The 6,291-nt window shown below is 72.6% G+C and carries 6 protein-coding genes; all 6 read left to right on the forward strand.

The annotated features are described in order from the left end of the window. Window positions 1-11 precede the first annotated feature (11 nt). The 6 genes from AC07AL_RS16185 to AC07AL_RS16210 all read left to right on the forward strand — a co-directional run bounded on the left by AC07AL_RS16185 (window position 12) and on the right by AC07AL_RS16210 (window position 6,116). Window positions 12-686, forward strand: a complete 675-nt coding sequence (locus AC07AL_RS16185) for a UbiX family flavin prenyltransferase (protein WP_363629299.1) — start codon at window positions 12-14, stop codon at window positions 684-686. Window positions 687-805: 119 nt separating this feature from the next. Further along, window positions 806-1,264, forward strand: coding sequence for an Lrp/AsnC family transcriptional regulator (locus AC07AL_RS16190; protein WP_063348891.1), 459 nt, complete (start codon window positions 806-808; stop codon window positions 1,262-1,264). Window positions 1,265-1,267: 3 nt separating this feature from the next. After that, complete coding sequence (locus tag AC07AL_RS16195) at window positions 1,268-2,275, forward strand: threonine ammonia-lyase (RefSeq protein ID WP_363579958.1); 1,008 nt, start codon at window positions 1,268-1,270, stop codon at window positions 2,273-2,275. A 121-nt stretch (window positions 2,276-2,396) separates the two neighbouring features. Next, on the forward strand, window positions 2,397-3,560 hold the full coding sequence (gene mqnE, locus AC07AL_RS16200) for an aminofutalosine synthase MqnE (RefSeq protein WP_063348893.1): 1,164 nt from the start codon (window positions 2,397-2,399) through the stop codon (window positions 3,558-3,560). Between the two features lie 111 nt (window positions 3,561-3,671). Next, window positions 3,672-4,919 carry a L,D-transpeptidase family protein gene (locus AC07AL_RS16205; protein WP_478317673.1) on the forward strand — a complete coding sequence of 416 codons (1,248 nt, stop codon included), beginning with the start codon at window positions 3,672-3,674 and terminating at the stop codon, window positions 4,917-4,919. A gap of 252 nt (window positions 4,920-5,171) precedes the next feature. Further along, the gene (locus AC07AL_RS16210; protein WP_363579960.1) at window positions 5,172-6,116 is read left to right on the forward strand and encodes a beta-ketoacyl-ACP synthase III; all 945 of its coding nucleotides are present in this window, start codon (window positions 5,172-5,174) and stop codon (window positions 6,114-6,116) included. The last annotated feature ends 175 nt before the right edge of the window (window positions 6,117-6,291 follow it).

The following is a 6,291-nucleotide window of genomic DNA, read 5'->3' on the forward strand; positions in this document are numbered from 1 at the left end:
AGAAATGGGACATGGGAACAGTCAAGCGTCAGCCGTGGGTGGTCGGGGTCTCTGGTGCGTCGGGGACGCCGTACGCCGCCTCGGCGATCCGGGCGCTGCTCGCCGCCGGGGAGCCGGTGGACCTGATCGTCAGCCGAGCCGCCCGGCTCACCATCCTCGACGAGACCGGCATCTCCTTCCGGGACGCCCACTGGCGCGCCGACCTGGCCGCCTGGCTGGGCTCCGACGAGGGCCTGGACGACGTCCGCTACTGGCCCGCCGGGGACTTCGCGGCCGGCCCGTCCAGCGGCTCGTACCCGGCCAAGGGCATGCTGGTGGTGCCCGCGACCACCGGCGCGGTGGCCGGGATCGCGCTCGGCCTGAGCAAGGACCTGCTGCAGCGGGTCGCCAGCGTCACCCTCAAGGAGCGCCGCCCGCTGGTCGTGTGCGTGCGCGAGACGCCACTCAACGGGGTGACGTTGAAGCACCTGGTGGAGCTCGACGCGCAGGGCGCCGTCGTCCTCCCCGCCTCGCCCGGTTTCTACGCCGGCGGCTCGACCGTGCGGGAACTCGTCGACTTCGTGGCCGGCCGGGTGCTGGACGCGGTCGGCGTCCCGCATTCCCTGTACCTGCGCTGGGAAGGGGAGTTGGGGGCGGCGGCCCGCCGGGCCGACGAGAACGGCAGCGTGTCGACTGAGGGGGAGTGAGGAGGCCGGGGGCGGGAGAGTATCTTCTCTGCGATATCCGGGTTGTTCCGCGCATGGCGCCTTGGAATCCGGATAATGATCTGTGGGTCTGGTGAGGTTCGGAAGGACGCGGACGGTATATGGACACGGTGGACAGACAGCTCATCCAGGCGCTCCGGGAGAACGGCCGCGCGTCCTACGCCGAGCTGGGCCGGCTGGTCGGACTCTCCGGCCCGAGCGTCACGGACCGGATCAACCGACTGGAGCAGGCCGGCGTCATCACCGGCTACCGCGCGACGGTCAATCCGGCCTCGCTCGGCTTCGGCGTCACGGCCCTGATCGGCCTTCAGCTGACCGACGCCGCCGATCACGAGGACGTCGCGCACCGGCTCAAGGACCTCAACGAGGTCGAGGACTGCTGGTTCATCGCGGGTGACGACTCCTACATGCTCAAGGTCCGGGTGGCCGACGTGGCGGGCCTGGAGTCGGTGGTCAAGCGGATCTCGGGCACGAAAGGCGTGGCCCGCACCCGCACCACCGTCGTACTCTCCACGAAGTGGGAGAACCGGGTGAGCGAACTCCCTCCCGAAGGAGAGTGACGGATGGCACTGGTCGGTCTGGAGGAACTGCGCGCCGCTCGGCAGCGGATCGCGGGGGTGGCCGTGCGCACCCCGCTGGTTCCCGCCCCGTGGGCGGACGAGGGGGAGCGCCGGCTCTGGCTGAAGCCCGAGAACCTCCAGCCGACCGGGGCCTTCAAGACCCGCGGCGCCTACAACCGGCTGGCCGCGCTCACCGAGGCCGAGCGGGCCCGCGGCGTGGTCGCCCAGTCGAGCGGCAACCACGCGCAGGCGGTGGCGTACGCGGCGGCGCTGCTCGGCATCAAGGCCGTGATCGTGATGCCGGACACCTCGCCGGCGGTGAAGGTGGAGTCCACCCGGGGGTTCGGCGCCGAGGTGGTCCTGGTGTCGCCGGAGGAGCGGGACACCCTGCCCGCCGAGCTGGCCGAGCGGCACGGCTACGTCTGGGTGCCGCCGTACGACGACCCGTTCATCATCGCGGGCCAGGGCACGGTCGGCCTGGAGATCGCCGAGGACGCCCCGGCCGGGCTGGACACCGTCCTGGTGCCGGTCAGCGGCGGCGGCCTGATCTCCGGGACGGCGGCCGCGCTCAAGCTCACCCGCCCGGGCATCCGGGTGATCGGTGTGGAACCGGAGCTGGCCGCCGACGCCCAGGCCAGCTTCCGGGCCGGCCGCCGGCTGGCCTGGCCGGTCGCCGACACCTACCGGACCATCGCGGACGGCCTGCGCACCCCGTCGGTCGGCGAGCTGCCCTTCGAGCACCTGACCGCGTACGTGGACGACATCGTCACCGTCACCGAGGACGAGATCCGCGCCACCGTCGCCCTGCTGGCCCGTCGCGGCCGGCTGGTCGCCGAGCCCTCCGGCGCGGTGGCCCCGGCGGCCTACTTCCACCGCGCCGCCGAGACCGGGGGCCGGGCGGTCGCGGCCGTGGTCAGTGGTGGCAACATCGACCCTGCGCTGCTCGCTGAGCTGCTGTCGGACCGTCCCGAGCCGAAGGGCGCGCCGGTGCCGAAAGCGACGAGCGACTAGCGCCGGAGGAGCGCCGGAGCGAGGAGCGTCGGCACCGGGTCGGAGCGGCCCGGAGGCGAGCGGACGAGTGACGTAGTCTCGGTCCGGCAAGGAATCGAAGTCGGAGGAGGCGGGGCACCGCATGGACGCAGGGCTGAAGCGCGAGCTGGAGGCGAAGGTCTACGCGGGTGAGCGGCTGACCCGCGAGGACGGGATCGCGCTCTACGAGAGCGACGACCTGGCCTGGCTGGGCGGTCTGGCCCACCACGTGCGGACGCGGAAGAACGGCGACGTCGTCCACTTCAACGTCAACCGCCACCTCAACATGACCAACGTGTGCAGCGCGTCCTGCGCGTACTGCTCGTTCCAGCGCAAGCCGGGCGAGAAGGACGCCTACACGATGCGCATCGAGGAGGCCGTCCGGCTCGCCAAGGCGATGGAGGTCGACTCCCTCACCGAGCTGCACATCGTCAACGGCCTGCACCCGACCCTGCCCTGGCGCTACTACCCGCGCTCGCTGCGGGAGCTCAAGGCGGCCCTGCCGAACGTCTCGCTGAAGGCCTTCACCGCCACCGAGATCCACTGGTTCGAGAAGATCAGCGGCCTGCCCGCCGACGAGATCCTGGACGAGCTGATCGACGCCGGCCTGGAGTCGCTGACCGGCGGCGGCGCGGAGATCTTCGACTGGGAGGTCCGCCAGCACATCGTCGACCACGACACCCACTGGGAGGACTGGTCGCGGATCCACCGCCTCGCCCACAGCAAGGGCCTCAAGACGCCGGCCACCATGCTGTACGGCCACATCGAGGAGCCCCGCCACCGGGTGGACCACGTGCTGCGGCTGCGCGAGCTGCAGGACGAGACCGGCGGCTTCCAGGTCTTCATCCCGCTGCGCTACCAGCACGACTTCCACGACTCCAAGGACGGCGTCGTGCGCAACAAGCTGATGGCCCGCACCGAGATGGCCACCGGCGCCGAGGCGCTGAAGACCTTCGCGGTCTCCCGGCTGCTCTTCGACAACGTCCCGCACGTCAAGGTCTTCTGGGTGATGCACGGCGTCACCACCGCCCAGCTGGCGCTCAGCCACGGCGCGGACGACATGGACGGCTCGGTGGTCGAGTACAAGATCACCCACGACGCGGACAACTTCGGCACCCCGAACAAGCTGGGCCGCGACGACCTGCTCGACCTGATCCGCGACGCCGGTTTCCGCCCGGTCGAGCGCAACACCCGCTACGAGATCATCCGCGAGTACGAGGGCCCGGACCTGGGGCGCCGTGAGGCCCCGCAGGCGATGCGCCTCTGACCGTCGACCTCCCCGCCGCCCGGGCCCCGGCCCGGGCGGCGGCGTTTCTTCACCGCCCCCGCACCTGCCCCGGGTTTACCAACCGGTACACCGTTTGGCAGGATCGGCGGTATGTCCGGTTCTCATCGCGCCACCACGTACCCGTCGTACGAGCCGATACCAGAGCCGGTGTACGGGGTGCCGCAGCAGCCGTACGGGGCGGGTGAGCCGTACCAGCAGCCCGTCCGGCAGGACCACTACGGCGAGTACGGGCAGCTCCCGCAGGCCCCTGACGGGTACTTCGAGGCGTACGAGCAGCCGTTCCAGCCGTCCCAGCCGTACGCCGCCGGGCCCGACCCGCTCGTCGCCCCCGAGCCGGTGTACGCCCCCGGGCCGGCGTACGACGTCGAACCGGTGTACGCCCCCGAGTCGGTGTACGACGCCGAACCGGTGTACGCGTTCGAGCCGGAGCCCGTCCGGCAGCCCACGCCCCCGCCCGTGGCGGCGCCCGTGGGCGCCCGGGCGGCCGCCCGGGGTCACCGCCGGAAGGCGAAGAAGAAGCGCCACGGCAAGGCGGTGATGGCCGGCACCGCGCTGCTGGTCGCGGCCACCGCCGGCTGGTACACCGTCGGCCAGGACGACGCCAAGCCCGTCGCCGCGACCGCCGACGGCCCCGGCCCGGAGGGCGTCAGCACGCCCGACCAGCCGGCTCCCGCCGCCCGGGCCGCCGCCGACCGGCAGACCCAGCCCCCGGCCGCCGACCGCAGCCAGGTTCGTTCGGACGGCTCGGTCGCCGCGATACCCGGCCTCGGCGCCGACTTCGTCGCGAAGATCCCCGCCGAGACCACCCAGGTGGTGCTCGCCTCCGGCCAGGACAAGAACGGCAACAAGAACGCCGTCACCCTGTGGACCCGCACCCCCGAGGGCCGCTGGCTGGCCGGCGAGACCTGGCAGGGCCACAACGGCAACAACGGCTGGACCGCCGACCACAACGAGGGCGACCTGCGCAGCCCGATCGGCGTCTTCGCGCTCACCGACGCGGGCGGCCGCAAGGCCGACCCGGGCAGCAAGCTCCCGTACGACAAGGACCCGAGCTTCGTGGTCTCCGGGACGGGCTTCTTCGGCGACCAGCTGGCCGGCTCCTTCGACTACGTGGTCGCGATCAACTACAACCGGGTGCCCGGAAACTCCCCGCTGGACCCGCGCCGCCCGATGGGGGCGAAGAAGGGCGGCGGGATCTGGATCCACGTCGACCACGACGGCCCCACCCACGGCTGCGTCTCGATCCCCGAGGACAAGATGGCCGAGCTGATCCGCACCCTGGACCCGGCGGCCCACCCGGTCATCGTGATGGGCGACGCCACCTCGCTCTCCGTCTGACCCCGGCGTTCCGGCCCCGGCCCGGCCCCGGCCCGACACCGGCGTTCCGGCGGTGTCCGCGCGGCGTTCCGGGCGGTGCGGGGCCCGTCACCGGCGGCGGTGCCCGCCCCCTCGTCCGCCTCGGCGTCGACCCCGGCGCGTCCGGAGGCCAGTCGCCGCAACGCCCCTTGTGGGGCTCCTACAGATCGCGGGGGCGGATCCTGTAGCCGGGCGCGCCCCGCTGACCAGTGGGTAACCCGGTTCCATGGCACTATGAGCGGTTCGCGCATTGTGGCACTCGGCCACTACCAGCCCCCCAAGGTCCTCTCCAACGACGACCTGGAGGCGCTCGTCGACACCAACGACGAGTGGATCCGTAGCCGGGTGGGTGTCAGAACCCGGCACATCGCCGAGGGCGAGACCCTGGTCGACCTCGCCACCGAGGCCGCGCAGAAGGCGCTCGCCAAGAGCGGCCGGACGGCCGACGAGATCGACCTGATCGTGGTCGCCACCTGCACCGCGGTCGAGCGCAGCCCCAACACCGCCGCCGCCGTGGCCGCCCGGCTCGGCGTCCGGGCGCCCGCCGCGTACGACATCAACACGGTCTGCTCCGGCTTCTCGTACGCCCTGGCCACCGCCGACCACGCGATCCGGGCCGGCGCGGCCCGCCGCGCGCTGGTGATCGGCGCCGAGCGGATGTCCGACACGCTGGACTGGACCGACCGCACCACCTGCGTGATCTTCGGCGACGGCGCCGGCGCCGCGGTGGTCGAGGCCCAGGAGGACGGTGCCGAGCCCGGCATCGGCCCGGTGGTCTGGGGCTCCGAGCCGGAGAAGGGCGACGCCGTGGTGATCACCGGCTGGGACCCGGTGATCAGCCAGCAGGGCCAGTCGGTGTTCCGCTGGGCCACCACCCAGCTCGCCCCGCTGGCGCGCCGGGCCTGCGAGCAGGCCGGGATCGACCCGTCGGAGCTGAAGGGCTTCGTGCCGCACCAGGCCAACCTGCGGATCATCGACTCGATCGCCGCCAAGTTGGGCCTCACCGACGCGGTGGTGGCCCGGGACGTGGTCGACTCCGGCAACACCTCGGCCGCCTCGATCCCGCTGGCCTTCTCCAAGCTGGTCGAACGCGGCGAGCTGTCCCCGGGCGACCCGGTCCTGCTCTTCGGCTTCGGCGGCGGGCTCGCCTACGCCGGCCAGGTGGTCCGCTGCCCCTGACGGCGCGGAGCCGGGCGTCCGAGGGCCCCTGAGGGGCCGCAACGCGAACATGCCGGTGGGGGGGGGGGGGGGGGGGGGGGGGGGTGTCCCCGGGGGGGGGGGGGGGGGGGGGGGGGGGTGGGGGGGACCGCCCCCAGGAAAACGGACACGTCCTGCGTACCAAAGAAAAGAAAAA

The sequence above is a fragment of the Kitasatospora sp. NPDC043949 genome (assembly GCF_056435365.1).